The sequence below is a fragment of the Haladaptatus sp. AB618 genome, from assembly GCF_024136965.1.
GTDB lineage: Archaea > Halobacteriota > Halobacteria > Halobacteriales > Haladaptataceae > Haladaptatus.
Genome location: NZ_JAMYJX010000007.1, coordinates 52,601 through 76,826, shown reverse-complemented (window position 1 = coordinate 76,826; position 24,226 = coordinate 52,601). Strand labels below are relative to the sequence as shown.

At 61.8% G+C, this 24,226-nt stretch carries 28 protein-coding genes; 10 read left to right on the top strand and 18 right to left on the bottom strand.

Annotation, left to right across the window (positions count from 1 at the left end):
• Nucleotides 1-55: 55 nt before the first annotated feature.
• Nucleotides 56-514, top strand: coding sequence for a hypothetical protein (locus NKF26_RS18945; RefSeq protein ID WP_253226243.1), 459 nt, complete (start codon nt 56-58; stop codon nt 512-514).
• Here NKF26_RS18945 and NKF26_RS18940 read toward each other — a convergent pair.
• Nucleotides 511-888: a MaoC family dehydratase N-terminal domain-containing protein gene (locus tag NKF26_RS18940; protein ID WP_253226242.1), complete on the bottom strand. Its 378-nt coding sequence runs from the start codon at nt 886-888 to the stop codon at nt 511-513. The genes NKF26_RS18945 and NKF26_RS18940 overlap by 4 nt on opposite strands.
• Before the next feature lie 85 nt (nt 889-973).
• On the opposite strand from NKF26_RS18940, the gene NKF26_RS18935 reads away from it, so the two are divergent.
• Nucleotides 974-2,641, top strand: a complete 1,668-nt coding sequence (locus tag NKF26_RS18935) for a rhomboid family intramembrane serine protease (RefSeq protein ID WP_253226241.1) — start codon at nt 974-976, stop codon at nt 2,639-2,641.
• Here NKF26_RS18935 and NKF26_RS18930 read toward each other — a convergent pair.
• Together NKF26_RS18930 and NKF26_RS18925 are read right to left on the bottom strand one after the other, a co-directional pair.
• A complete protein-coding gene (locus tag NKF26_RS18930; RefSeq protein ID WP_369682171.1) occupies nt 2,638-3,270 on the bottom strand; it encodes an METTL5 family protein in 633 nt (210 codons plus the stop codon). The genes NKF26_RS18935 and NKF26_RS18930 overlap by 4 nt on opposite strands.
• 46 nt (nt 3,271-3,316) lie before the next feature.
• Nucleotides 3,317-3,715, bottom strand: coding sequence for a hypothetical protein (locus NKF26_RS18925; protein ID WP_253226239.1), 399 nt, complete (start codon nt 3,713-3,715; stop codon nt 3,317-3,319).
• Nucleotides 3,716-3,991: 276 nt separating this feature from the next.
• Here NKF26_RS18925 and NKF26_RS18920 point away from each other — a divergent pair, with 276 nt between their 5' ends.
• A complete protein-coding gene (locus NKF26_RS18920; RefSeq protein WP_253226238.1) occupies nt 3,992-4,909 on the top strand; it encodes a triacylglycerol lipase in 918 nt (305 codons plus the stop codon).
• 198 nt (nt 4,910-5,107) lie between these two features.
• On the opposite strand, the gene dph2 is transcribed toward NKF26_RS18920, so the two are convergent.
• The 5 genes from dph2 to NKF26_RS18895 form a co-directional block, all read right to left on the bottom strand.
• Nucleotides 5,108-6,145 carry a diphthamide biosynthesis enzyme Dph2 gene (dph2, locus tag NKF26_RS18915; RefSeq protein WP_253226237.1) on the bottom strand — a complete coding sequence of 346 codons (1,038 nt, stop codon included), beginning with the start codon at nt 6,143-6,145 and terminating at the stop codon, nt 5,108-5,110.
• Between the two features lie 61 nt (nt 6,146-6,206).
• The gene (locus NKF26_RS18910; protein WP_253226236.1) at nt 6,207-6,695 is read right to left on the bottom strand and encodes a TspO/MBR family protein; all 489 of its coding nucleotides are present in this window, start codon (nt 6,693-6,695) and stop codon (nt 6,207-6,209) included.
• Nucleotides 6,696-6,750: 55 nt separating this feature from the next.
• Nucleotides 6,751-7,074 carry an EthD family reductase gene (locus tag NKF26_RS18905; protein ID WP_253226235.1) on the bottom strand — a complete coding sequence of 108 codons (324 nt, stop codon included), beginning with the start codon at nt 7,072-7,074 and terminating at the stop codon, nt 6,751-6,753.
• A 109-nt stretch (nt 7,075-7,183) separates the two neighbouring features.
• Nucleotides 7,184-7,699: a GNAT family N-acetyltransferase gene (locus tag NKF26_RS18900; RefSeq protein WP_253226234.1), complete on the bottom strand. Its 516-nt coding sequence runs from the start codon at nt 7,697-7,699 to the stop codon at nt 7,184-7,186.
• A gap of 36 nt (nt 7,700-7,735) precedes the next feature.
• Complete coding sequence (locus tag NKF26_RS18895; protein ID WP_253226233.1) at nt 7,736-8,329, bottom strand: YbhB/YbcL family Raf kinase inhibitor-like protein; 594 nt, start codon at nt 8,327-8,329, stop codon at nt 7,736-7,738.
• 78 nt (nt 8,330-8,407) lie between these two features.
• Here NKF26_RS18895 and NKF26_RS24480 point away from each other — a divergent pair, with 78 nt between their 5' ends.
• From NKF26_RS24480 to NKF26_RS18885, 3 genes are all read left to right on the top strand, one after another.
• A complete protein-coding gene (locus tag NKF26_RS24480) occupies nt 8,408-8,572 on the top strand; it encodes an HEWD family protein (protein ID WP_342764502.1) in 165 nt (54 codons plus the stop codon).
• Between the two features lie 257 nt (nt 8,573-8,829).
• Nucleotides 8,830-9,816 carry a S9 family peptidase gene (locus NKF26_RS18890; RefSeq protein WP_253226232.1) on the top strand — a complete coding sequence of 329 codons (987 nt, stop codon included), beginning with the start codon at nt 8,830-8,832 and terminating at the stop codon, nt 9,814-9,816.
• A 132-nt stretch (nt 9,817-9,948) separates the two neighbouring features.
• Nucleotides 9,949-10,926 (top strand): D-2-hydroxyacid dehydrogenase, encoded by a 978-nt coding sequence (locus NKF26_RS18885; RefSeq protein ID WP_253226231.1) that lies wholly within the window; start codon nt 9,949-9,951, stop codon nt 10,924-10,926.
• Nucleotides 10,927-11,069: 143 nt separating this feature from the next.
• On the opposite strand, the gene NKF26_RS18880 is transcribed toward NKF26_RS18885, so the two are convergent.
• A complete protein-coding gene (locus tag NKF26_RS18880; protein ID WP_253226230.1) occupies nt 11,070-11,222 on the bottom strand; it encodes an HVO_A0556 family zinc finger protein in 153 nt (50 codons plus the stop codon).
• 87 nt (nt 11,223-11,309) lie between these two features.
• Between NKF26_RS18880 and msrB the strand changes: the two genes are divergently transcribed.
• Together msrB and NKF26_RS18870 are read left to right on the top strand one after the other, a co-directional pair.
• A complete protein-coding gene (gene msrB, locus NKF26_RS18875; protein WP_253234735.1) occupies nt 11,310-11,714 on the top strand; it encodes a peptide-methionine (R)-S-oxide reductase MsrB in 405 nt (134 codons plus the stop codon).
• 158 nt (nt 11,715-11,872) lie between these two features.
• Entirely contained in the window at nt 11,873-12,511 is a 639-nt protein-coding gene (locus tag NKF26_RS18870; RefSeq protein ID WP_253226228.1) for a type 1 glutamine amidotransferase, read from the top strand.
• A 26-nt stretch (nt 12,512-12,537) separates the two neighbouring features.
• Here NKF26_RS18870 and NKF26_RS18865 read toward each other — a convergent pair whose 3' ends face one another.
• Together NKF26_RS18865 and NKF26_RS18860 are read right to left on the bottom strand one after the other, a co-directional pair.
• Nucleotides 12,538-13,140: an NUDIX hydrolase N-terminal domain-containing protein gene (locus NKF26_RS18865; protein ID WP_253226227.1), complete on the bottom strand. Its 603-nt coding sequence runs from the start codon at nt 13,138-13,140 to the stop codon at nt 12,538-12,540.
• A gap of 175 nt (nt 13,141-13,315) precedes the next feature.
• Nucleotides 13,316-14,497 carry a redox-regulated ATPase YchF gene (locus NKF26_RS18860; RefSeq protein WP_253226226.1) on the bottom strand — a complete coding sequence of 394 codons (1,182 nt, stop codon included), beginning with the start codon at nt 14,495-14,497 and terminating at the stop codon, nt 13,316-13,318.
• An 80-nt stretch (nt 14,498-14,577) separates the two neighbouring features.
• Between NKF26_RS18860 and NKF26_RS24475 the strand changes: the two genes are divergently transcribed.
• Nucleotides 14,578-14,838 (top strand): DUF2304 family protein, encoded by a 261-nt coding sequence (locus NKF26_RS24475; protein WP_369682170.1) that lies wholly within the window; start codon nt 14,578-14,580, stop codon nt 14,836-14,838.
• 403 nt (nt 14,839-15,241) lie between these two features.
• Here NKF26_RS24475 and NKF26_RS18855 read toward each other — a convergent pair whose 3' ends face one another.
• Together NKF26_RS18855 and NKF26_RS18850 are read right to left on the bottom strand one after the other, a co-directional pair.
• On the bottom strand, nt 15,242-16,216 hold the full coding sequence (locus NKF26_RS18855; protein WP_253226225.1) for a deoxyhypusine synthase: 975 nt from the start codon (nt 16,214-16,216) through the stop codon (nt 15,242-15,244).
• 182 nt (nt 16,217-16,398) lie between these two features.
• Nucleotides 16,399-17,130, bottom strand: coding sequence for a GNAT family N-acetyltransferase (locus NKF26_RS18850; RefSeq protein WP_253226401.1), 732 nt, complete (start codon nt 17,128-17,130; stop codon nt 16,399-16,401).
• A 143-nt stretch (nt 17,131-17,273) separates the two neighbouring features.
• Here NKF26_RS18850 and NKF26_RS18845 point away from each other — a divergent pair, with 143 nt between their 5' ends.
• A complete protein-coding gene (locus NKF26_RS18845; RefSeq protein ID WP_253226224.1) occupies nt 17,274-17,669 on the top strand; it encodes a DUF2267 domain-containing protein in 396 nt (131 codons plus the stop codon).
• Between the two features lie 23 nt (nt 17,670-17,692).
• Here the strand turns inward: NKF26_RS18845 and NKF26_RS18840 are convergent, their stop codons facing one another.
• The 5 genes from NKF26_RS18840 to NKF26_RS18820 form a co-directional block, all read right to left on the bottom strand.
• Entirely contained in the window at nt 17,693-18,112 is a 420-nt protein-coding gene (locus tag NKF26_RS18840; protein ID WP_253226223.1) for a hypothetical protein, read from the bottom strand.
• 7 nt (nt 18,113-18,119) lie between these two features.
• A complete protein-coding gene (locus tag NKF26_RS18835; protein ID WP_253226222.1) occupies nt 18,120-19,793 on the bottom strand; it encodes an FAD-dependent monooxygenase in 1,674 nt (557 codons plus the stop codon).
• Nucleotides 19,794-19,796: 3 nt separating this feature from the next.
• On the bottom strand, nt 19,797-21,374 hold the full coding sequence (locus tag NKF26_RS18830) for an electron transfer flavoprotein subunit alpha/FixB family protein (protein ID WP_253234734.1): 1,578 nt from the start codon (nt 21,372-21,374) through the stop codon (nt 19,797-19,799).
• Between the two features lie 2 nt (nt 21,375-21,376).
• Nucleotides 21,377-22,225 (bottom strand): electron transfer flavoprotein subunit beta/FixA family protein, encoded by an 849-nt coding sequence (locus NKF26_RS18825; protein ID WP_253226220.1) that lies wholly within the window; start codon nt 22,223-22,225, stop codon nt 21,377-21,379.
• A gap of 170 nt (nt 22,226-22,395) precedes the next feature.
• The gene (locus NKF26_RS18820; protein ID WP_253226219.1) at nt 22,396-23,361 is read right to left on the bottom strand and encodes a polymer-forming cytoskeletal protein; all 966 of its coding nucleotides are present in this window, start codon (nt 23,359-23,361) and stop codon (nt 22,396-22,398) included.
• Between the last annotated feature and the right edge of the window lie 865 nt (nt 23,362-24,226).

Genomic DNA, 24,226 nt, shown 5'->3' with positions numbered 1-24,226 from the left:
CTACCGTGCCGTCCCTGAAGGAACGCTTATCCGAGCACCCGTTCTATCCGGATTCATGGGACTCGACGTACCTGCCCCTGATCCGCCGACGCTTCAGGCCGAGATGGACGTTCAGGAGTACGATGACGTGTCGGTCGCGGGCGAGCGGGACTACCACCGCGACGAACTGGAAGACTTCCTCCGCGAGGGTGCGTGGGAGGAATCGTTCGACCAGTGGGCCGAACACACTGACCTGGAGGAACGCGAGTTCGAAACCGCGCTGGAGTTGGACCTCTTTTCGGAGTTCGACTTCTTCTGGGACGACTTCGCGAACCGCGTTGGCTACCACGCGCCGGGCATCCCCGAGGACTGGAAGGTCAGGGACATCCACCCGGACATCGACTCGTGGAACGCCGTCTCGTCTATCAACGCATCGCTGACCGAACTCGGACAGGTCGTCTGTGACGTCCTCGCGGAGAACTACGTGGACTGGGAAGCGGAGTTCGAAGCGCCCGACGACTTGCCGGACTTCTAATTCCTGAATATCACGCCGTCGATGTCGCCCGCGAGGACGACCTCGTCGTCCTCGTTCACACAGGCGAACGAGACGACCATCTCGTGACGCTCCGGACTCGAAACGATATCTTCGACCGTCGTCTCGCAGGTGATTTCCTCGCCGACGTACACCGGCCGTCGAAACTGGAACGTCATCTCCCGCGCGATGAAGTCCATGTCGCCGCCGATTTTCGTGGGTAGCGTCGCCGTCAGCAGGCCGTGAACCATCGGCGTCTCCCCTTCGACGTGATGTTGTCCCCGGTCGCCCGAGAGGTCGGCGAACGCGGCGACCTCTTCGTTCGTGAACGTCCGCGAGAAAGACCTCGTCTCGCCCTCCGTCGGCGTCGTTGTCATACCTCGATGTTCTCACGAACCGACCTAACGTTTTCCGCGGACACGACCGGTCGGTAGTCGCGGCGACCGCGGACGTGTTCGTTTTATGGTATCGCGGTTACACGGTCCGAACATGGTGTCGCCGTTCGCTGGGTGGCCGATGCAACTCGGCCTGTTGCTCGGCCTGTTGGTTTCCATGGTCGTCGTCTGGGGATTGGACCGTCCGCGCGGACGGTGGGGGAGAACGCTCCGGAAACGGTTTCTCTTCGGAATCCCGTGGGGGACGGTCGTCAGCGTTTCGGGGGTCATCGCGGTGTATCTGTTCGTACAGGACGGCTGGAACCACTGGTACAATCCCGTAACCGTCGCGTTCGCGTCGTGGTCGTATCTCTACCCGCTCGGAATGCTGACGGGACCGTTTTCACACGTCGGGCCGAGCCACCTGCTCGGTAACATGACGAGCACGCTGGCCGTCGCGCCGCTGGCCGAGTACTACTTCGGCCACTATCCGCCGAACGACGGCGAAACGTCGTTCTCCTCGTGGCGGACGAACCCGTGGGTCCGGGCGTTCGTCCTGTTCCCGCTCGGCGTCGTCGCCATCGGACTCCTCACCAGCATCTTCTCGTGGGGTCCCGTCATCGGCTTCTCCGGCGTTTTCTTCGCGTTCGTCGGATTCGCGCTGGTTCGCTATCCGCTCGGAACAGTCATCGCACTCTCGGTGCAGACCGTCGTTTCGACCCTCTACTCCGCGTTTCACGACCCGCAAACGATCGCACACGCGACGACGAGTTTCTCCCGGCCGTGGTGGTACGGCATCGCCATCCAGGGTCACACGATGGGTTTCTTCCTCGGCGCGGTCGCGGGCGTCTATCTCCTCCGGTCGCGCGGCGTTCGACCGAGCGCGCTTCGGGTGTGGGCGGGTGGGTTCGTCGTCCTCGTCTCGTCGTCGCTGTGGGCGCTCTGGTGGTATCGCGGCATGGAGACGTTCGTCCTCTTTCGCGCGCTGGGCGTCCTGTTCGTCCTCACGCTGGCGACGCTGCTCGCGGTCGCGGTCCGCACGACGGACCAACGGACGTTCTCGCCGAGCGCGCGACAGGTCGGAACGGTACTGCTATTGATACCGATCATCATCATGGCCGGTGTCGCCGCCCCGTTGAACCTCACGACGGTCCATCGGAACAGGGCGGACGCCCTCGATACGGGTGTGACGGTCGGGGATTACACCGTGACGTACGCCGAGAACGTGCCGAACCGCAAGGTGTCCGTCATCGACGTATCGGTCGGCGGCGAGACGACCGACGTGAACACCAGCGGCGTCATCGTCATCAACCCGGATCGGGAGATATGGTCCCGTGAGGTGTCGAAGGGGCAACTCGCGTACGCTGGCGGAGCAACGGTCAGGGTCGGCGGCGTCGGGTGGGCGAAAACGGTGAAGGTGCGACGCACCGGGTGGACCGTCACCGGCGGCGGTGCGGCGTATCAGGTGTGGATTCGGTCGTCGAAGGGGCGGTGGAAGCACGTCTTCTCGTCCGACTCGGTGACGGCGAGTCCCGTCCTCGCCGGGAACAACGTGTCGATCGTCCCACGAAAGGGACGGTTCGTCCTGCGATTGTCGAAGAACAAGTCCACCGTCGGCACAGCGCCGATGCCGGGGAAAAACTCGACGGTGACCATCGACGGTATCAGGTTCACCCGGAAGAAGAACAACCATATCATCGCCGCCGTCAACGATTCGCGTATCGAAGTCGCCAAAAAAGAACAGTACGGCGGCTAACGCCACTCGATTCTGAAAACCTCGGCGTCGAGAACCGTCCGCTCCCGGCGCTGGAACTCGAACTGCCGCGAGAGCGGCAGTTCCGCACGAAACGCGTGTGTCACTTCGGCGTCGGCGTCGTCGGCGAAGGATTCGACGAACCCCATACTTCCCTCGTTGTGAATCGAATAGGAGACGTCCGCGATGTCTGCGGTCGCTTCGAGAAATGCCCGGTCGGCGTGTTCGTTGCCTTCCTGTGCCCCGAACGGCGGGTTCATCAGGACGGTGACGGGGGAGTCCGAATCGACTGTGCAGAGCGGTACACGGGTCGCATCGCCCAGTAGCCAGTCGATAGAAGCGGACGGTTCGACCCGACGCTCGTTCTCCCGCGCTTGTGCCAACGCGGCCGAATCACAGTCGAGACCGACGACGCGCGCTGGCGAACGAGTCGCCGCGCCGATGGCGAGCATTCCGGTTCCGGTTCCGAGGTCGAGGACGATGTTCCCCGCGATATCGTGGTGAACGTCCGCGAGATGGACGAGGTGGGCCGCGAGGTCCGCGGGTGTCGGATACTGCTCCAACTCGACGCGTGGCTGGTCGAACGTGGAGACGGCAGAGAGACGTCGTTCCAGCGCGCGTTTTCCCATGATCGGGTGGACGCGGCGGGACGACGTAAGAGACAGGTTTTAGATCGGATCAGGCGTTCAGCGTCAGCGGGCCGTCCAGTTCGAGCGTGACGCCTTCACGGCGGGCACGCTCCTTCAGCGCGGCGAGGGACGGGCGGACTTTCGACTCGTCTTCGACGGTATCGAATTCGACTGTGACGATACCCGCGCCGATGAACGCGGCGGTCCGGATGTACTCCCGAATCCGGTCGGCCTCGTCCTGCGTGGCGAAGGAGCAGTCGGCGTCGAAGCAGGCTTGCACCGTCACTCCGGCCGGGACGAAATCGTTCGCGGCGAGTTCCGTCTGCAGGTCGCGCAGGTCGTCGCGCGAGGCCGGTAGCGCGGCCGCATCGAGGGTCACTGGGGTCTTGTCGGTGGGTCGGCAGCCTTCGATCGCGGTTTCGATCGTGGATGGACGAGTTACGCTCATGGTTACCACACAATACCTACTGGGAATACAAAAAGGTTTGTGTATGTCTAGTAGTAATCTCGGTTGGTCAAACGGGCGTTCGCCGGGTCAACCTCGACGTGAACCGAACGGCGATTTCCGTGTCGGAGTCGCGGGTCATCGAATACGAGGGACGAACGTATCGAATCGAACGTAAGGACGCGTGAGATCGCGCGGATGGATGTATTCGATCTCGCGAACAGAAACCCTAACGAATTTTGCAACAGATTTAATATCTGGAATGGGCTCTATGAATTCATGCCGCGAGACACCGACAGAAACTCAGAGGCGACCGAAACGACCGAGATAACCCGTCGGACCATGCTGAAAGGGACGGCCGCGGCGGCGGTCGGACTGGTCGGCGTCACCGGAACCGCCGCCGGGTTCGAAGGCGACGACGGGGACATCACCGGACCCGCGGATTTCCCCCGCGCGACGACACGCGGTCATTTCGACATCGATTGGCTGTACGAAGAGGAGTTGACCGACGGGCACACGAAATGGGATTACAGCACCGTCGGGGACATACCGGGCTACGGGAGCGCGAACCCGGAGGAAGTCGTCATCTCGGTTCACGGGTGGTTGGTCGCGCCGGACGAAGCACCCGACCACTTCGAGACGGTCAAAACCTCACTCCGGAACAACGGCTACACCCATCCGGTCATCGGGTTCAGTTACGACTCGGACACCCGCATCGACCAGTGGTGGCCCGCGACGGACATCGCGGAGCGAAACGGCGCGAAACTCGCCAACTTCATCACCGACTACCGCGCCCGAACCGGCGCTCGCGTCCGCCTCATCGGCCACTCGCTCGGCGGGCGGGTCGTTCCGGCGACCATCGGGGCGCTCGACTCGCTCGGCTACAGCGACTACGTCGAGTCGGCGACCCTGCTCGGCGGTGCCGCCGACAACGAATCGGTCGCCGTCGATGGCGAGTACGGTCCCGCAATCGCCAACGTCGTCGGCGAGTTCGACAACTTCTGGAAATCCGACGATCAAGTGCTCACGTGGGCGTACTCGACAGCCGAGTTCGACTCCGCCGTCGGAGAATCTGGCTGTGAAGGGACGCCGCCGGGGAACTACGAGGATCACAACGTCGATTACGTCCCCGACCACTTCTCGTATCACGAACCCGGCGACGGGTGTATGCCTGCGGTTGTTGGGGAGTTCTCGTGAGTGACGAAGGAACGAACGAGAACCAGTCAGAGCTTCGCTCTCTCGCGGTTCTCGTGAGCGACGAAGGAGCGAACTGGGGCCGACTTCGACTGATTTCGATTTGATGGGTCTCTCCACGCGAAGAGAGAAACACCACTGGACGGGTCATTCGGTTACGGCAAGAAGGGAGAATGAGAGAGAAGCGCTACAAATATTTTCCTACCACGTGCCGTGGAAGGTGTCGAATTCGAGGGAATCCAATGGTTCGTTGCCGACGGCGATTTCGTACTCGCCGGGCGTGAGCATGGGCTTGTGGAACCGCGGGCCGTCGTCGGTCGTGATGCGCGGGCATCCGGTGTTGACGAAGGCGTCCATGTCGAAGTTTCTCAGTCGGTCGGGCGTCACCTCGTCCATCGTGATGAGGTAGGCGTTCTCGTTCTCGTCGAGGATGTCCTGTGCGACGTCCCAGCGACCCTGTCCGATTTTCGTGCAGAAGATGACGCCCCACTTCTCGGCGTCCATCGCGCGGTGGACCGCGCCGTAGCGCTGTTTGAGGAATTTTTCCGTGTCCGCCACGGTGACGACGTTGTTCACGGGGTCGGCGATGACGACCGTCTTGTCGGGGTGCTCCATCGCCAGTCCGAGCGGGTGGAACTTCCCGCCGCCGACGTACAGCACTTGGTCGGCGTCGATGTCCGCTGAGGCGTAGTTGCAGCCGAGAACCTGTCCCTCGTGGGTGAGTCGGTCGTCTCCGCGCCGGGTGTGCACGTCGAAGCCGCGCTCTTCGAGCCATTCGCGCATCCGCTCGAAGTGGTTCATGTGCTGAGCGGTCGTGACGAGGCCGATGTCGCCGACTTCGAGTTCCTCCAGCGACTCCTCCATGATGGGGAAGACGTCCACGTTCGAGAACAGCGGGACGTAGATGACCTTGTCCGTGTTCTTCATCGGCGAGTGACCGAAGTGGACGAACACGTCGGTGCGCTTCATCAGGTAGGTGTCCAGGTCACAGGCTCCGTAACAGGGTTGCCCCGAGAGAAGAATCGTCACGTCGTCGGGGAGCAGTTCGCGGAGGTCGTCGGCCACCTGCGGGCCGCGGCGTTTGAGTCCCTCGGGGAACTGCAGCCCAACTTTTTCGGCGTCGCGCTCGTCGACCGCTTCGATGATGCGTTCGAGTTCGTAATCCCATTCCCGGTCGTGTTTGAGAGCCATCCCGGTGTTTCGGAGGTCTCCCTCGCTGTACCCGCTCTGTTCGCTCATTATACCTCCCTTGCGGCCGAGAACTTTTAACCCCGGCGTTCCCGGTTTTCTCCCTACTCGCTCAGTTCAGCCGCCAGAGTTCGTAGTTCAACAGGGTGGCAAAGCTGACCCAACAGAGGTAGGGGACGAGCAGTGCGGCCGCCCGCCGGTCGATGCGAGCGAACGCGACCATCGTCGCGACGATGGCGACGAGCAGGGCGAGGATGACGGCCAACCCGCCCGCTGGCCACTGCATGCCGAAGAAGACGAGCGTCCAACTCGCGTTCAGGACGAGTTGAACGGCGAAAATACCCAGCGCGAATCGGTTGTCACCCCGTCGCCAGACGAGATAGAGCGCGATTCCCATCAAGAAATACAGCGTCGTCCACACCGGCCCGAACACCCAACTCGGCGGCGTGAAGCCGGGTTTTTGAAGCGTCGTGTACCACGTCGCCACCGAGGTTGCGGTCAGGATCGACGGAACGATTCCCGCCAGTTCACAGACGACGATGCTCACGAGCAGGGCAGGCACGTCGCGCCACGAGAACGATTGACGGCTGACTATCTCCATAGGTTCGGTACCACACGAAAAAGGGTGTTCCTTTTCCCGAACTACGTCGGTTCGACTAGTTTAGTTCGTCCAACTGCACCGTCTCGTCGAGGATGAGCGTCGGACCCTGTTCCATGTCGATGAACTCCGCGGCGTCGGCCATGACCTCCTCCCCCTTCTCGGAGTCGAACGCGGCCTTCATGTCCGCCGTCGAGTCGAAGTAGAGTTCGAGGACGCCGTCGTAGCCCGCCTTCTCGGGGTCCTTCGAGACGGAGGTAACGTACTTCTTGACGTTGGGGAGTTCCTTCGCCAGTTCGGAGTGTTCGTCCAGCCAGTACTCCTCGAACTCCTCGTGGCTCATGCCGTCCTTGCGGACCAGCAAATCGACCATCTTTATCATGGAATGTGAAATCGTTTCCCCGGTAACTTCGCTGTATCGACTGGCGGCCGAAAATCGGGAATGGGGAACCGGAAACCGGGAACGGGGAAGCGAGAAGAGAAATGAAATTTCACTCCCGAAGCGGAGACGGATAGGTGAGCGTTCCCGAGGTTTCATCCGACCCATCTCCCGTCAGGTCGAACACCTGAAACGCTTCGTCGGACAAGTCGATCGGATTCTCGAACCCGGCGGCAATTGCCGCCGTGAATCCGAACCGTCCGTAGTAGTTTGGATCGCCGTGGAGAAAGACGAGGTCGTCACCCGCCGTCCGGGCGGCGTCGAGGCCGACTCGAACGAGTCGGCTCCCGACGCCCGAACGCTGGTGGTCGGGCGCGACGGCGAGCGGCGCGAGCACGAGCGCCCCTCGTTCTTCGTCGTCGTCGAGCGTGGCGTCCGTGAACATGACGTGACCGACGATTTCGTCGTCACGGTGGGCGACGAGCGACAACGCAGGACGAAATGCGGACGACTCCCGGAGTGCCGCGACGATGTCCGCCTCGTCGCGGCGACCGAACGCGGCGGCGACGACGTCGCTGATTTCATCGGTCTCGATTTCGTTCTCGGGGCGTACGTCGAAATCGTTCATTACCGGTCGTCGTCGCCGTGGGACGAAATCAGTTCGCTATCCCCGACCGAACTTCGCCGTGAATCGGGTGCTACCCTGTCGTTTCCCGTCCATCGCGTTCAATAGGGCGTCGCGTTTCGCACCCGCGTCGAGTCCGAGTTTCTCGTCGAGCAGGTACAGCGTGAATCGGTAGGTGTGCGGGCCGTCGCCCTTCGGCGGGCAGGGACCGCGATAGCCGATTTCGCCGAATCCGTTCGTCCCCTGTCGTGCCCCACCGAGCGAATCGACCGTCTTCGCTCCCGGAACGCCGCCCCCGATCCGGTGGGTGTTCGGCGGGAGGTTCCACAGCAACCAGTGGGTGAAGGTTCTGCTCGGTGCGTCGGGGTCGTCGATGATGATGGCGAGCGATTCCGTGTCGTTCGGGACCGACGAGATTTCGAGCGGTGGCGAGCGGTCCTTCCCGCTACAGGTGAACTCGGTCGGCACGCGGCCGCCGTCCTCGAACGCGGTCGTTTTGAATTCCGTCATGGTGTTCGTCCTCGATTCCGTTCGCGTCGTCCGGTCGCTCCCATCGTGGCGAACGCCTGTGCACCCCGACAGGGCCACGCCTCCCTCAGCGACGCCGACGAGGAAGGTTCGTCTTCGGAGCATCGATGGGACGTTCGACGCCCGCGGTAAAATGCCCTGTTGCCGTCTGTTTAAGTGCCTGCACGTCGTTTCTCGGGTATGATGGCTGAACTCAACCGACCCAACCGACGACAGTGCGTGGCGTGCGGACGCGAGGACTCGTGGGACGAATCAGACCATAACTGGAAGATCACGGGGAATGAGGGACGACCCTTCTGTATTCACGAGTGGGACATCAACGGATCCCACAGCCCGATTAGAGAATAGCGTGTCCGAGAAATCGAGAGCGAGAGATCGACAAACTGGGCCGTGGGTGTTGGCCCTCGGAGTTCTCGCGATCGGGGTCGGCGCGTTGGCTCGGGAAGTACGGCGACAGCGAAGCGAACGAGAATAAAACCGGCTGCGATCCCGTGAGCGGCGACCAGGGATCGGTCTCGTGGGATGAATTACCTCAACCGGAAAACATATATATTTCTACCTGTCGTTACCCTGTATTTATCATCCGTGCGGTCATCGTATCGATAATGGACGACCACGCCGATGACGTACATCGATGGCTTGGCGGGACCGACGGCAACGAGTTCGATAACCGACTCGACCATCGACTCGACATCCTCCAACGGAAGGCGGACGACAACCGCTGGTATCACGAACTCCCCGACGCTCGGGTTCGGAAGTTCACCCTGCTCGGTCCCTCGATTCCGAACACCGATGTCGAACTCGAAATTCCGACGTACGCGTTTTTCCCGGTCAGTGGCCCCTCGGACGACGATACTGCTTCGTCCCGCCCCGCAATCGTCCTCGTCCACGGTGGAATTCACGACAACTTCTCGACGAAGTACGTGAGCGTCGTTCGGGAACTGCTCGACGAGGGGTACGTCGTCGTTTCTCCCGAGTATCGTGGAAGCACCGGATACGGCCGCGAACACTACGAGGCCATCGACTACGGCGGCCACGAGATCGCCGACACGCTCGCCGCCCGCAACTGGGTCGCCGACCGAGCGGAGGTCGACGACGAACGGATCGGGGTCGTAGGGTGGAGCCACGGCGGGTTGCACGCCCTGTTGTCCGTGTTTCGGTATCCCGATTCCTACGCCGTCGCCTACGCTGGTGCACCCGTCTCCGACCTGCTGGAGCGCTGGGAGTACAAGGACGAGGGATATCACCGCCTGTACACGGCGAGCTATCACCTCGGTACCACGCCGGACGCCGACCCGGACCGGTACCGCGAGCGCTCGCCCGCCCATCAAGCAATCGCCACGGGAACCCCGCTCCGGATCCACGCGACGACCAACGACGGCGATGTCCATCACTCCGAAGTCGAGTCGCTCGTCGAATCCCTGCGCGACGTCGGCGCGGAGTTCGAATACGAGTGTTACGACGACGCTCCCGGCGGCCACGACTTCGAACTCAACGAATCACGATTCGCCCGGGATTCCCGACAGCGAGTGTACGACTTTCTGGCAGACCACCTCTCGCCACCACATCGTAACTCGACCATCCATCCATGATTCGACCGTCCGCCCGTGATTCGATCGTCCATCCATGATTCGACCGTTGTGTGATGCTCGAACGCCCACAGGACGGTGGTAGGATGTTCCGGGACACCTACTTCTATTTCCTTTCGGCGAGAAGCCGGGTGTATGACTGACGCCGAAACCGGATCTGAGGAACCGACCGTGCTCGTACTGAGTCGAGGAACGCACGGCATGCCGATGTCCGACTACGTTGCCGAACTTCGTGAGCGACTGCCGAACCACGAAATCGTTCGCGCGAGAACCCCGGAAGAGGAGCGCGAGTACATCGTCGATGCGGAAATCGTGACCGGCCTCGAAATCGACGAAGCCCTGATCTCCCGCGCCGAAAACCTCCAATTGTTCGCCGCCGCGTCCGCTGGAACGGGACACCTCCCGCTCGACGCGCTCGAATCACGGGGCGTGGCGGTGACGAACGCCTCCGGTGTTCACGGACCGAACATCGCGGAGCACGTCATCGGCGCGATACTCACGTTCACCCGGAACTTCCTCCGCGCGGAACGGCAACAGGAACACGGCGAATGGCGGCACTTTCAGGCACACGAACTGCAGGGGAGCACCGTAACCATCATCGGACTCGGTGCCATCGGACGGGCCATCGCCGAGCGGTTGGACGGGTTCGGCGTCGAGACCATCGGCGTTCGGTACTCGCCGGAGAAGGGCGGCCCGACGGACGAAGTGGTGGGCTTCGACGGTCTGCACGACGCGCTCGCCCGGACGGAGTATCTCGTGTTGGCCTGTCCGCTGACGCCCGAGACGCGCGGGTTGATCGGGACCGCGGAGTTCAGCACCCTCCCGCCGAACGCCGTCCTGGTGAACATCGCACGCGGAAAAGTGGTCGAAACGGACGCGCTCGTTTCGGCGCTTCGCGGCAATGCGATTCGCGGCGCGGCGCTGGACGTCACCGATCCGGAGCCGTTACCGGAAGACCATTCGCTGTGGAACTTCGATAACGTGCTCATCACGCCGCACATGGCTGGCCACACGCCGGAATACTTCGCCCGCCTCGCGGACATCCTCGCCGAGAACGTCGAACACGTGACCGAGACGGGGTCGTACGACGACCTTCGGAACGCAGTTCGCTGAAAACACCACGAAAACCGTAATCCCGTGCACGAAAACCGTGCCCTCGTTCGCGTACGGTTCCGCTGGCACCGCTCACGGAGTTTCGTCTTCTTGTTCGGGACGAAAAAAGTGAATTCGGTAGGAGATAGATCGCTCGCGGATCCCTACCAGAGCTGTGCGGTAGGCGTCTCGCAGCAGTCGCAGATCGCCGCTTCGTTTCCTTTGTACGTCTCGTGAACGAGCGTGCCGTCGTCGCACCATTGACACTTTTCCCCCACGAGATGTCCGATGATGCCTTTCTCAGTAGTCAGACTCATATCGTCCACACTGTTAATCGCCCAAAACATGAATTTACTGGCCCCCTGTGCAGACAGTTTATCCCGCCGCAGGAACTAGATGACGGCATGAGCGAACGACCGTCCACCGACCTACCGGAGAGCGACGAGGAGTGGCGCGAACGACTGACCGACGAGGAGTACCGTGTCCTCCGCGAGCAGGGTACCGAACGCCCCCATACCGGCGAACACCTCGATAGAACGGACGACGGTACCTACGTCTGTGCCGGGTGCGGCGCGGAGTTGTTCGATTCGGACACGAAGTACGACTCACACTGCGGTTGGCCGAGTTTCTACGACGTACCCAAGGACAACGTCGAGACGCGACAGGACACCAGCCAGGGAATGATCCGTACCGAAGTCGTCTGTGCGAACTGCGGCGGCCACCTCGGCCACGTCTTCGACGACGGCCCGGAACCGACCGGCAAACGCTACTGCATCAACAGCGTCTCGCTCGACTTCGCCGACGAGTGATTCGATGGACTCGCGAAGCGACGACGAGTATCGTGCACCGGAGCGAGTACGACGACCTGAATCTGCGGTTCGGGTACGACGGGATGGACATCGATCCGTAGTGAGCCTGAAGATCGTCCTCGCGTAGCTTTTTATCACTCTCAATCCGATTCTCACCCATGCTGCTCGTACTGGAGAACGAGGTGAACCCGGACTATCGTTACTTCGTCCGCGCGATGGAGTCGTTGCTGCCGGATCACGAGGTGTACGACTACGTGGCGGCGGGCGGCCAACCGTCCCTGTCGGGCGTAGACGGCGTCATCGTCGCCGGGAGCACGGCGGGGGTGTACGAGCGCGACGAGTATCCGTGGATGGAGGAGGAAGCCGAACTGGTCCGCGAACTGATCGAACGGAAAATTCCGACGCTGGGTGTCTGTTTCGGCCACCAGTTGGTGAACGACGCCCTCGGTGGATCGGTCGAACATCGCGGCCTCACGAACCGACTCGTTCGGGCCGAGTTGACGGATGACCCGCTGTTCGAGGGCGTTTCGTCGGTCGTTCCGGCGGTACACGGCGACCACGTGGTCGAACTGGGTGCTGGAATGAAAGCCATCGGCTCGACGGCGCACAACGAGTACTTCGCCAGCCGTCATCGGGACGTGCCGCTGTGGACGACGCAGTTCCACCCGGAGTTCACGGACGAGTTGCTCCCGCGAATCGCGGAGGACTTCGGCTGGCAGGAGAACGAGTTGTCGTTTGCGGACGCGAGCGGGGAACGGGTGCTCGAAAACTTCGCGAGATTGGTGGACGACGGATAGGGCGACTCGACTCCGACCTTCGACGATTACTCCGAATTCCGTCGCTTCCTGGCCGCCGCGCGTGCCGATGGCTCGTGGTCCTTGTGCCAAACCGGTACATCGTTGATGTGCCAGTACCGTACGTCTTCGCCCTCGTGGGAGACCCGGAGTTCGCCGCCCGTGACGGAACAGAGGTAGGAGTGACGAACCAGACAGTGCGGGCCGTGCTCTCCGGGTTTTCTCGTGTGAATTCCGGCTAGTTCGTCCACCTCGACCGTGAGACCCGTCTCCTCTCGCGTTTCCCGCACGGCGGTTTCCGCCGGTGATTCGTCGGGGTCGGTGTACCCGCACGGAAAGCACCACGTACCGTCATCCGTTCGCTTTTGGAGGAGAAGCCGTCCGTCCGAATCGAAGATGACGGCCTCCGCACACACCTTCGGCGTGACGTAGCCGACCTCCTCGGCGAACCGCTGTCGAACTTCCTCCGACGGCAGGTCGTACGACCGACCGTACCACTCGCTTACGAGGGACAAAATCCGCTCGTAGCGCTCCTCGTCGTACGGGTCGTCGGCGTATTCGAGGCCCACCTGTGCCATGATCCGGAGTTCGTCGAGGAGGGATGTGAGGTCGTCCCCCGCCGATTCAGACATCGAACTCTCCGTTGTTCGTGCGATTACGTGCCATAATCGTCTTATGAAAGAAGTCGAATCAATATCAATCAATGGGTCGATAAGGTGATTGAAACGTGCTGCTGTAGAAACGTGCTACAGGAAAACGGGGTGCAGGAAAGACGGTGAGCGGGAAAACGATGACCGGACGAGCGGCTTACTTCGCCGTGCTGACGATTTTTATCACGTCTCCCTCTTCCAGTTCGTAGGAGTCGCTGATGTCGCGTTTCGTCTTGGCGTTCACGGCGTGAAGGTAGCCGTCGCCGATGTCGCTGTGGACGGCGTAGGCGAGGTCCGGCGGCGTGGACCCCCTCGGGAGCAGGAAGGCGTCCGGGAGGACGTTACCCTGTCCGTCCGTCCACTTCGAATCGTTCTGCACGGGAAACGCCGTGATCCGGTCGAGCAGGTCGTACACGGCGGCGTCGAGGCTCTCTTGGACGCCCGTCCCGCCCCACTCGTGCATGACGTCGCGAATCTGTTCCAGTCCGGCTTGCTGTTGATCGCTCAGGTCGCCGACCACCTCGAAATCCTCGTCGCCGGGGTCGTAGTCCACCACGCCTGCCTCGACACCCTGCCTGAGCGCGAGTTCACCCTCGGCGGTCGCGGGGATGACTATCTTGCCCGTTTCGCGGAGTCGCTCGATGTTCTCCTCGGGGGCGATGTCGGCCTTGTTCGCCACGAGGATGATGGGCTTCGTCCGGGCGCGGATGTCGCGGGCCAGTGCCACGCGGTGTTCGTCCGTCCACTTCTGCGGGTCGCCGGGATACTCCAAGCCGCGGAGACTCGTCGTCACATCGTGTTCCGTCGCCCCGAACCCTGTCAGCATGTCCGCGAGCGCCTCGTCGATGTCGAATCCCGGCGAGCGCGATTGACGCACCACGCCCTCCCAGTTGCGGTCGATGATGCCCGTGAGCCACTGGTCCATCTCCTCCTCGATGAAATCGACCTCCTCGACGGGGTCGTAGCTCCCCACCTCGACGGGTTCGCCCTCCTCGTTCGTCCCGCCGGAAGCGTCCACGACGTTGACGATGGCGTCAGCGTTCGTCAGTGCGTCGAGGAACTGGTTGCCCAGTCCGCGTCCCTCGTGTGCCCCCGGAACCAATCCGGCCACGTCCAGCAGTTCGATTGGAACGTAGCGCTTCCCGTCGTGACAGTTGTCGTTGCCACAGCGCTCGTCGCGTTCGAGACAGGGGCAGTCGGTTCGGACGTAGCTCACCCCGCGATTCGCGTCGATAGTCGTGAACGGGTAGTTCGCCACGTCCACGTCGGCCAGCGTGGCTGCCTTGTAGAAGGTGGACTTCCCGGCGTTCGGTTTGCCCGCGAGCGCGATAGAAATCATGCTTGGTGATACCACAGAGGGTCGGAACTGTCTTTCGATTTTTGTGGGGAGAAGCAGCGTTCGGTGATTTTTCTATTCTGATGTCTGTTCCCGAGAAAGCTATCCACGATGGTAAAATCCTTATTACCGACCAAGTCAATCGTAGAAATATGGACAACAAATCATCGATTATAATCGTGGCAGTGGTTGTAATTGTATCTTTTTTGTTCTCGTCAGAATTGTCTAATATCTATCGAGAGGTAGGATTTGAATCGCCTATTCCCCTCCTATTACTACTGTTAGTTATTCTTGGTCTGACTATCCTATACCAATCACATCGGATTAAGCAACTCGATAGATAAAATATGGTTTAGACCATTTTGGCGTGGTGAATCGCCATACGGCATATGATTTCACTGTACCACAGTTCGTTTGATATTATAAGCGATCCATTTCAGCACGATTTCTCGAAATTCACGGAGTTCTTCAACAACCTCGTGGATGCGACTCATGCTGTATCCCGTCTGCTCATGCAGTGCCGTGGGTGACTGTTCATCGGATACTAAGCCAAGAACTTGAAGCTGTGCTGTTTGGGTGAGTTGTGCCGAATGCGACTAAGACGCAGTCCTTGAAATCCCCCGTTCGCTCGCTACGAGTCGTGTTTGGCTGGTTTTCGATTGCAACTACTGGGAAGCAGTCCTCGAAAGCCCCCGCCCGCTCGCGGCCGCTCTCGCTAGAAAACGGACTCCAAAACCTGCTCGCCTTCTAATCGACTTTGAACCCGCCAGCGAGCATCATCGGAACCACGAGCGTCGCCTCGGCTTCGACCTGCACGTAGTTCGTCGCTTCCTCCTTGATCTTCCCCCACGAGACGGCCTCGTGCGGTGGGGCACCGGAGAGCGACCCGTCGCCTTCCATGCCGGTCGAAACGTACACGGCGTAATCCGCGCCGCCGCGGAAGAGGTTGGTCATGATGGCGTGGTGTTTGGGGACGCCGCCGCCGAGGACGATGAGGCCGGTCTTGTCCGCGAGCAGGCCCTTCTCGATGAGGCTGTCGTAGTCGTCCAGAATCTCGATGCCGACGTCCGAGTCGTAGCCCTGTCGGTAGTAGTAGAGGAAGTTACCGACCTCCGCGTCGGTCAGAGCGGGACAGAAGATGGGGATGTCGTTGTCCGCCGCGTTCGAGAGGATGGAGTCCTCGTCGTCCAGCGTCTCGCCGAGTTCGCGGGAGAACTCCATCGGCGTGCGGACCTTCTCCTCGGCGAAGAAGTCCTCGAAGAAGTCGTTGAGGTAGGACTCCAACCAGACGTAGCGGTCGGAGGGGACGAAGATGTTGCCGAGGCGGTTGATACCCCGCTCGCGCATTTCGGCCTCGTCCACGTCCCACTCGCCCATCTTGAACGGCTTTTCGGTCTTGATGACGTCCTCGGTGATCGACCCCGAAGTGGTGATCATCACGTCGATGAGGTCCTCCCGGGCGAGGTAGGCGACGGCCTCCCGAAGCCCCGACGAGACGATGTTCGAGGTGAAGGTGAGATAAATCTCCGCGCCCTCCTCGCGCATCGCTCGAATCAGTTCGATCGCCTCGTAGAGGTGGCTCGCCTGGAATCCGGTCGTCTCGTACGACGACAGCATATCGAAGAAGTCGAATTCGCCCTTGAAATCGTAGCCTGCAACGTCGGGGGAAGCGATTTCCTCCTCGCTCCCGGGGACGACGTTGTCGTGGCTTTCGTCGCTCATAGGGAATTGTCGTGGCCGAACCGAAATGAGTCTTCAGATTTTTCGTCGTCAGGATGTCGGCGGAGTATCAGAAACAGATTTTTTGATCGGCATGGTTCGTGAGAAGCTTCGACACGTACGCGAGTGCTCGATAATAGTAAGCAAGTGCAAAAACGGGATCGATCGTTGCCGGTCGGACTCGCCTACAACTTCACGGCCATCATCACTTCGTCGACGTACTCGCCGTCGATCTTGTAGTGGTTCTTCCGCACGGCTTCGGTCTCCCAGCCGTGGGCTTCGAGGAAGTCGATGGCGTTCTCGTTGGTCGAGGGGGCGCTCTGGTACACCTTTTCGTAGCCGTTGGCACCCGCCCACTCCAGTCCGCGTTCGAGGAGGTGGCTTCCGATGCCGTGGCCCTGATACTCGTCCAGCACGCCGACGGTCAGTTCGGCGGTGTGACTGAGTTTGTCCAGTTCGGGGGCGTGGAGGTGAACCCAGCCGACGACTTCGTCGCCGACGGTCGCGACGAAGAACATCCGTGATTCGAGGTCGTTGTGCCGGAGCAGGGCTTCCTGATGGTCGATCTCGTCGGCGACGGTCTCGGCGACGATGTACGACCCTTCCTGGGCGACTTGTCGAATCGCGCCGACGATTCCCGAGAGGTCCTCCTGGCGGGCAGGGCGGATGACGAACTCGATGTCCTCGTCGTTGAACTCCTCCTCCGCGCCGGTTTCGAGCGCGACGGAGAGAGCATCGTCTTCCTCCGTGAGGTAGCCGTCGCGGCGAAGGATGGCGATGTGATGACGGAACCCGCTGGGGTCGATGCGGAGCGAATCCTGTACGTCGTTTACGTTCGCCGTACCGTGGCGTTCGACGTACTCGTAGATTCGTCGGCGGTCGTCGTGACCGAATTCGAGTTTCTCGGAGAACTCCATGTACACTGTTACCATCTATCTATACTTATTATTAACGATGGTTCTGAAACCATGGTGAGAGGTCTCGAAGCTGTCGATATCCCCCCATCGAACTCCGCCGCTCGATTCTTGTAGTACCCCGTCGTGATGGGCGTGGGGGTATCATGGACTACAGCGAGTTCATCGGACAGGTACAGCATCGTCTCAAATTGGGAAAACAGGGTCAAGCGGTACGCGCGATTCGGGCCACGTTGATGACGCTCGGCGAGCGCTTACAGGCGGGAGAGGCCAAAGACCTCGCGGGGCCACTCCCAATGGAAATCGACTGGTATCTCATCCACGCCGAGTCGGGGGAACGGTTTCACTTCGACGAGTTCGTCTCCCGCGTCGCCGAGCGCGAGGGGATCGACGACGGTGATGCGCTCTTTCACGCGAAGGGCGTGATGTCGCTCGTCGCGGAGGTCGTTCCGGAAGGGGAGTTCGAACAGATTCGCGGGCAACTGCCCGAGGAGTACGACCCGCTGTTCGAATTGGTGGGGAACGAAGAGGCGTTCAACTGAGGCCCCGACCACCTCGTTTTCAGCTACGCACGGTCCGCTTTCGCCGCACCGATTCCATTCTCGCCTCGCCGTACCCGTTCCGCTTTCGGGTCGGGGATTTGCGTCAGCAACTGCACCGTGTCGCGCAGATCGTACGTCTTCAACACCATCTCGGCGACCTCCCGCACCGTGAACTCCGTCTCGATGTCGTAGCCGTAACAGCGGGCGTACAGCGCGACCCACTCGTTGAGCGCTCGCTCCATCGTCGCCATCTCGTCCGCGTCGAATCGGGCGAGTTCGGCCGTTCGGCCGTCGATGTAGACCGAAACGACGTCGCCGACCCCGTTTCGTAAATACGCCACCGCCAGTTCCTCGTCCGGCGGGTCGGCGGGCGGGTCGAACGATTCGCGGTCGTCCCGTGCCCGTTCCGCGAGGGACGTGATTCGGTCGCGGTATTCGCTCATGCGCTCGCTATCCTTCTCGGAACTCGACGCCCTTGCCACCGCGGGGGTGCTCCCACTTCGTGTCGGCGACGATAGCACACGTCCCACACTCGACGCAGGGTTGCGTGTCGAGGCTGACTATCTCCTCCTCGTGGCTGTTCTCCTGTACCGTCTCCGCACGATAACAGCCACCGCCGAAGCCCTCCGCGCTGACCGGGCAGGCCGATACGGCCGCCCCGCTGGCTTCGTAGGAGTTGTCCCGCAGTTCGATGTGCGGGTTGCCGACGTCGGTGTCGTAGGTCAGGTCGCCGATGCGGTCGGCGAGGCTCTTGGGTTCGACCTCGTTCGTGTCCGTGATTTCGGTGCCGAGTTCCTCCGCGATGACCGTCGGCAGCGTGACGTACGGCGTCCGCGTGTCCGGAATCATCGTGGAAAGGAGGGGAGAACCGTACAGCCGTTCGAGCTGTCCCGACAGGAGGCCGGAGCGGAGCGCGACCCGGCCGAGCGACGACGAGAGAACCCCATCTACGAGTTCGCTCATCCGGTCGTTCTCGGCGACGCCGCGCGTCGCCCGATACTGACGGGGGCGGAGTTTGCCCATCACGCCCTCGTCCTTGAGCTTCTTTTCGTACAGTCGGCCCGCCTCCTCGGGGTCGCCGCGCATGCGTGCCTCGGCGAACGCTTCCGCCGCGAGCGCGCCCGCACTCACGGCGTGGTTCATGCCCTTGATGATGGGGCCTTGGGCCTGCATCTGCCCGCCCGCGTCGCCGACGAGGACGAGGCGTCCGCGGTGCGGTGCCGGGTGTGCGACCTTCTTCGAGTCGGGAACGAGTTTCGCCGAGTACTCTATCTCGTTGTAGTGGCCGTTGAGCCACTGTCCGAGCAGCGGGTGTGTGAGCAGGTTGTTCAGCAGTTCGTGGGGTTCCGCCTCCTCCTCGACGAGGCTGTCGAGGTGGAAGACCGACCCGATGGAGAGCGAATCCTCGTTCGTGTAGAGGAAGCCGCCGCCGCGAACGTCGTCGAAGAGGTTGCCCGAGAAGAGGTGGGCCGCACCCGTTCCCTCGCCGACGTCGAACCGCTCCTGGATGACGTCCTCGGGCATCTCGATGACCGCTTTGACGCCTTGGAACCACTCCTCCGGTTCGTCCCAGTCCATCAGCCCCGCCTGTCGGGCGAGTTCGCTGTTCACGCCGTCCGCCGCGACGATGAAGTCGGCCTTGATCGGGTCGAGTTCGTCGCTGGTGACGCCCACGATTTTCCCGTTCTCCCGGAGGAGACCGTTGACGTGAACGCCGGTCAGCAGACCGCCGCCCGTCTCGTGGGTCATCTCGTGAACCTGGTCGGCGAGCCACGAGTCCATCTTCCGCCGAAGGACCGCGTCCGACCACTCCGTGTCGTGTTCGTGGAGTCGGGTGATGTCGAACGACTTCACCTTGTTCCCGGCCACGTTGTGGATGTTGTAGTCCGTGATCGGCCGTTCGGTCGCCTCCTCGCGGAAGTCTGGGAACAGCGAGTCGATGGTGTAGGGAGCCGACTCCTCGGCGTACAGCAACCCACCGGAGACGTTCTTCGACCCGGCCTCGACACCGCGTTCGAGGACGAGCGTTTCGATTCCGTTGCGTGCGAGCGTCGCGGCGGCGGCGGCCCCACCGGGACCGGCACCGACCACGACGGCTTCGTAGTGTTCGTATTCCTCGCTCATCGTTCAGTCATCGTCCTCCGCTGCGACCGCGTCCAGTTCGCCCGCCTCTACCGCGTCCGTCAGGCGGGGCAACACTTCGAACAAGTCCCCTTCGATGAAGAAATCGCTGAAGTCCCGAATGTCGGCGTCAGTGTCGGTATTGATGGCGATGATGGTTTCGGATTCGTCCATCCCGACCTTGTGCTGAATCGCGCCGCTGATACCCGCCGCGATGTACAGCGGTGGCTGGACGACCTGTCCGGTCTCGCCGATCTGTCGCTCCTCGGAGACGTACTGCTCGACGTGTCCCTCCACGCTGTAGGAGGCCGTGACCACGCCGCGCGAGAGTCCGAGGTCCGCGTCCTCGAACGCGTCCACGAGGTCGAGCGCGAGTTCGATCCCCTCCGTGGGGTCGTCGCCGATACCGCGGCCGACCGCGACGATGACGTCCCGGTCGGTCAGGTCCACGCCGGTGTCGAGGGTGTCCCACTCGGACACCTCGACGCGGAACCAGTCGTCCGGAAGTTCGGCGTCGTGCGAAACGACTTCGCCTTCCCGGTCGGCGTCGGGGGCCATCTGATCGAAACTCCCGGGAATCACCGAACAGCCCTGCGGGTGGAACTCCCGGTCGGGGTTGTCGATACAGAGGATGGTCGAGTATTCGAACCCGGAGAAGTCCGGGCGTTGCATGTGGAGGATGCGCTCGAACTCGATTTTCTCGCCGGGTTCGCCGGTCTTCACGGGATTCGAGATGAGTTCGTCCGTGATTGTCAGGCCGGAACAGTCGCTCGCCAGTCCGGAGTCGAGTTCGGCTTGCGTCTGTGCCGAGAGGTCGCGGCCGTTGTTCGTCGCCGGGAAGAGGAAGTACCGCGGCTTGTCGTACTCCTTCCAGTCCGTCTTCGAGCGGGCCATGTCCGCGACGATTTCGGTGTACGGTTTGTGGCGGAACCGCTCCAGTCGCTCGTCGTCGTGATAGACCGCCACGTCCGCACCGAGGGTGATACACTCCTCGGCGAGTTCCTCCATGTCGTCGCCGACGAGAACGGCGACGACCCGTTCCTCGTCGCCGTACTCCTCGGCGTAGCCGTCCATCAACTCGCGGGCCTTGCCGAGCATCTCCCTCGACACGTCGAGGAGTTCGCCGCCCTGCGTCTCGCAGTACACCCACATGTCGCGGTAGACGCCGTCTTCGAGCGCTCGAACGTGCTTTTTGTCGACGGTCGGTTCGGTGAGGCCGTCGTCTTCTTCGGCTTCCTCGTCCTCGCCGTCCGTCGATTCGCTCTCCGCGGACTCGGATTCGTCCGATTCCGGCTCTTCCGCCGTCGCTTCCGCTTCGTCTGGGCTTTCCACGTCTTCCTCGGTCTCCTCGTACTCGCCTTCGGTTTCCGTGTCGTCGGTATCCGTCCCGCCGTCGGCCTCGCTGACCGGCGACTCGTCGGCGACTTCGTCGATCCGCTCCTGAATCGCTTTCTTCGCCGTCTTGCGGTCCTTTCCGTCCTCCTCTTCGGTAAGCAGTTCGGAGAGCGCACCGGGGTCCTCGATGGTTCGAACCTCGTCCTCGATTTCCGAAACGGTTCGCTCGCCGGGGGTGATTTCAGCCATGATCAGTCACCTGCCGCGAACGGCTGGATCGTTTCGAGCACGTCGGACATCGCCTCCTCGTCGTCCAACGTCGCCATCGTGGCTTCGCGCTCGGCCGGTGCCTTCGGGATCGGGTCCACGGACGAAACGATGGTCGGCGATCCGTCCAACCCGATGTAATCCGGGTCGAGGTTGAGGTCCTCGTGATCCCACGTCGTGAGATACTCCTCGTACTCCGCGGCGCGCTCCTCGGTTTCGTCCTGGAGTTGTTTGCGCCGGAGTCGATGTGAGGCCTTCCGATAGCTCGCCTCGTACTCGGGGTCCATGACGATGAACGCCGGAAGCGGGGATTCGACCGTCTCGATTTCGTCCACGTCCCCTTCCACGAGTCGCTTGGCGCGAACGCGGCCCTCGTCCTCGTCCACCTCCATGGCGATGACGTGCGTGATGACGGAATAATCGAGACACCACGCGGTCTGTGGGCCGGTCTGTCCCGTCTCTCCGTCAGCCGTTTTGAATCCCGCGAAAACGAGGTCGGGATGGTCGAGTTTCTCGATACCTGCGGAGAGGGTGATCGATGTGGACCACGTGTCGGCGGCGGCCATCGCGCGGTCGGAGAGCAAGTAGAGGTCGTCGGCGTACACCGACATCGCTTCGCCCAGCACGTCGGCGTAGCCGGGTGGCCCCATGCTCATCGCACTCACCGTTCCACCGTGTTTCACCTTCGTCTGGAGGGCGGCTTGAAGTGCAAACCGGTCGTTCGGGTTCATCACCGTCGGTGTATTCCCACGTTCGAGGTGGCCGTCCTCGTCGAACGACACCTGCCCCTCGCGGAAGTCCGGAACGCCCTTGGTCAACACGACCGAGTGCATCGGTACCTCCTACCGTGAGTGTGTTTAGTTTGCATACGTCAATCATTACCAATTCCCTCAGTCGTTATTATACTGTCGGAGGTCTAACAATAATCTGACATACTTGCCGGATTCAATGGAAGATTGATGGCTGTCGCTCAGACGAAATGACGGCGAAAACGTGTCACTGCTCAGGCCTGTGGTGCTGGCCCGTCGGAACCGCTTCGGTCTCGATGGGCCGTCTCGACCGCTTCGGCGGCGTCTTCTGCGTCTTCTACCTCCTCGGGTTCGCTCTCCGATTCCTCCTCGTCGGTCGGCCTTCGCGTTTCGGCGCGCACCATCGTCATCTCCCCGCGTGCGCGCATGGTCCCGTCGGCCGTCGCGTTCTCGTGGAATTCGAGGTCCGTACAGGACACGTCGCCCAGCACTTCGGCACCGTTTTCGAGCACGACGGTCCCGTTGCGAGTCGTCACGTCGCCGTGAATTCGCGTTCGTTCGCCGACCACGATATCGCCGCGGCCGCGCAGGCTTCCGAACACTTCGTTGTCCGCGCCGACAGTAATTTCCTCAGCCCGGATGTTGCCGTGGAGGCGACAGTCGTCGCCGACGGCGGCAGGAGTGGAGACGCGCCACGCGTCATCGCTGACGTGGGCGTTTCGCGGAATCGTGATCGGTTCCGCGTCGCTCTCGTCCAGCACATCGTCGATGATGCCCTGGGCGGCCTCCTCCTCGCCGAGTCGGAGGAGTTGCGAGAGGTAGACGAAGAGGAAGACCACGGTCGGCATCGGGTTGCGAATGACGATCCAGCCGTTGGCTTCGAACCCCTCGTCGATTTCCACGTCGTCGCCGATATCCAGATCGCCGCTGACCATCAGTTGGCCGGTGACGTGGACGCGTTCGCCCAGATAGGCGTCCTGTCCGACGAGCACGTCGCCGTCCACGTCACACCAGAGGTCCAGTCGGCAGTCGTCCTCGGCTTCGATGTGTCCGCCGAACGTCGCCCGTTCGCCCGCAACGACGTTGTTTCCCCGTACGCCGAACTCGACGGTACTCTGCGCGCCGACGATGATGTCCCCGTCGGTCACTAGGTCGTGTTCTTCGACGGTCGTCCCGTCGGGAATCGAGAGTTCATCCAGAGGGTCGGAACGGAGCGGCACACATCCTACCACCGGTTCGCTCGTAATAAATCCTCCCGAGTCGTCTGACGCCCGTCTGCCGCCACGAAGGGCTGTGAGTGATAGTTTTGTGATCGCAGTTGCTGGGATGATTACCTCGAAAGTCCCCACCCGTTCACTCCGAACAGAGGTGTCTGTCTGGTATGTGAGTGCAGTCGCTAAGAAGACGACCTCGACAGCCCCCGCCCCACACCACACGCCTCCCCAGCCGATTCCTCAGGTCGCTAGCGCTCCCTTCGTCATCCCTCGCACGCTATCGGCACCGACCGTCGGCCGACCGCTGGCCTCCGGCCGGTGCCAGCGTGCGCCACTCGGAAGGACAGGCTGAGTGCTACGGACCAGCCGCTACGGCGTGCGAAGGCGCACCCCTGTGCGCCCGCGCGAGGTCCTCGTGAACCGGGCGGGACCGGAGGTCCCGCTGGAAGCCGGCGCAAAGCGCCGGCGACGAAGTTCCCGTGAGCGTGCGAACGGGAGCACGGAAGAGCTTGCTCTTCCGGAGTGAACGAGTGGCTCGTCGGAGCTTGTCTCCGACGGTGGACGAGCGACCGGACGGGAGAAGAGGTTGGGGAGGATGAGGTGCGTGGTGTGGGTGGGTTGAAAGGGGCTGTACGCTTACGTTTACGTGGTCGTCTGCGCGAGCAACTATCCACATGGGCGGAGGCTGTCGAGGTCGTCTTCTTAGCGACTGCACTCACAAACCCAGCGAACACCCCTGTGTAGCAAACGAATGGGGACGTTCAAACTCTATTCCCCGGCAACTACAATCCCAAAAACAGGATCAAACACGTCTCTTCGTAGCGAACGGACGGGAGCTTTCAGAACCAGTATCGTCGTCTCCGATTTGTAG